The organism is Candidatus Nitrosarchaeum limnium BG20 (genome assembly GCF_000241145.1).
GTDB lineage: Archaea > Thermoproteota > Nitrososphaeria > Nitrososphaerales > Nitrosopumilaceae > Nitrosarchaeum > Nitrosarchaeum limnae.
Genome location: NZ_AHJG01000114.1, coordinates 1 through 1739, shown reverse-complemented (window position 1 = coordinate 1739; position 1739 = coordinate 1). Strand labels below are relative to the sequence as shown.

Below are 1739 nucleotides of genomic sequence, written 5' to 3'. Positions count from 1 at the left end.
GGATTTGGAGTACCTGCTTCAATCTTTACAAAAGTTCCTGCAGCTTTCTCATGGGCTTCCAAATTTGATTGATCAACTTTGATAGCTTGTGGAGGACAAACTGATACACATGCCATACACCAGATACAATCATGTTCTCTGATTGGATCTGCTTTATCAGTGAGATCTTTTCGTTCTTCTTTAACAGAACTTCCAGTTCCTTTAAAAGTTGCATTTAATGCTTCAGTGTTTGGAATATCTTTATCCGTTCTATACCATTGAAACACTTGAACTGGACATGCTTCAATGCATGCGCCATCTGCAACACATGAATCCCAGTCTACTGCTACCATGGTACCACTAACACCCAGTGGAACTTGTTTTTCACCACGAGCTGTATAAGCTGCTACAACATCTGCATCAGCAAATACTTCGGCTTGTGACCCATCAGTATTTTTTGTTTTACCAGGACCCCATACCCAATGAAAGTATGTAGTACCTTCAAGACTAATTTTTCCAATTGGTTTCAAACCTTCTGGGAAATTTTCTGCTATTGGCATAAACAAAGTTTCGTTCAGATATTATTTAAAGCTAGACAAAATTAGTCGAGACTAAATTTATCCACAATAAAAGATCGTGCTCAAATTCTATTGAGATTCCTTACGTTCATATCGTTTGAAGTTCACACCTAACAAATGGATGTTATCAAATTCGATGTATACAGAGGACCAAACATCGGAATTTACATTAACACAAATGATAGTTTTGTTTTTGTTCCAATGGGTTTTGCTCAAACCAAAGCTGAAAAACTTGGAGATTATCTAAAGGCTCAAGTTGTATACTCAGCTATTGCAAATACTCGTCTTTTAGGAGCATTGATGGTGATGAATAACAATGGAATTCTACTACCAAAGACTGCATATATGGATGAATATGAATTTCTTAAAAAAGAGACAAAGATGGAAATTGGTGTATTAGATTCAAAATATACTGCACTTGGAAATATTATTTGTGCAAATGACAAAGGTGCAATTGTTTCTCCATGGTTATCAAAAGAAGATTGTCAAACAATTGAGCAAGTGTTAGGTGTAGAAGTATTACAAAAAAGAATTGCAGGATTTAATCAAACTGGAGCTGTCATGGTTGCAAATAATTCCGGTGCAGCAATTCACCCAGAGGCTGATGAGGAAGACATGAAGATATTTGCAAATGTAATGGGCGTAAATATAGAACCGACAACTATCAATAACGGTATTCCATACGTCAAATCTGGAATGTTAGTAAATAATCACTCAGTAGTGGTCGGATCCATGACAAGTGGTCCTGAAATTATGATGTTAACTAGAGCTTTTCTAAATTAAGTATGATCTAGGGTCTTCAGTTAGTTTTTCAATTTCAATTTGTGACTCAGTTCCATCTTGCATGTTTCGTAAGACTACTTTGCTTTGCTCTAATTCCTTAGGAGCAACTATAATACAGAATTTTGAGTCGGATGCCTGTTCCATTTGTTTTTTCAAATTCTTCCCAGACAGATCAATGTTTGTTGGAATATTATTTAGTCTTAGTAAAGATGTGATACTCATTGCAACTTTTTGCATTTCTTCATTAATGTATAAAACAGAAACTCTGATTTGTTTTGATTCAGATACTATTCCCTGTTCTTGCATTGTAAGAATTATTCTCTCTACACCCCCTGCAACACCAGTAGCACCAATATCTTCTCTACCAAATGCTTTTGTTAAAGAATCATATCTTCCACC

Annotated in this window: 3 protein-coding genes; 1 reads left to right on the top strand and 2 read right to left on the bottom strand. The window is 35.6% G+C overall.

The window, feature by feature from the left end:
• Positions 1 to 539, bottom strand: a 539-nt coding sequence (locus BG20_RS03745) for a 4Fe-4S dicluster domain-containing protein (protein ID WP_010191105.1), incomplete at its 3' end; no start/stop codon positions are given.
• 135 nt (positions 540 to 674) lie between these two features.
• Here BG20_RS03745 and BG20_RS03740 point away from each other — a divergent pair.
• The gene (locus tag BG20_RS03740; protein ID WP_010191103.1) at positions 675 to 1340 is read left to right on the top strand and encodes a translation initiation factor IF-6; all 666 of its coding nucleotides are present in this window, start codon (positions 675 to 677) and stop codon (positions 1338 to 1340) included.
• On the opposite strand, the gene BG20_RS03735 is transcribed toward BG20_RS03740, so the two are convergent.
• On the bottom strand, positions 1332 to 1739 hold a 408-nt coding region (locus tag BG20_RS03735; RefSeq protein WP_010191100.1), incomplete at its 5' end, for a His/Gly/Thr/Pro-type tRNA ligase C-terminal domain-containing protein. The genes BG20_RS03740 and BG20_RS03735 overlap by 9 nt on opposite strands.

Coding starts and splice junctions, on each gene's coding strand:
- BG20_RS03740 (WP_010191103.1), top strand. CDS start 675: ATGGATGTTATCAAATTCGATGTATACAGAGGACCAAACATCGGAATT.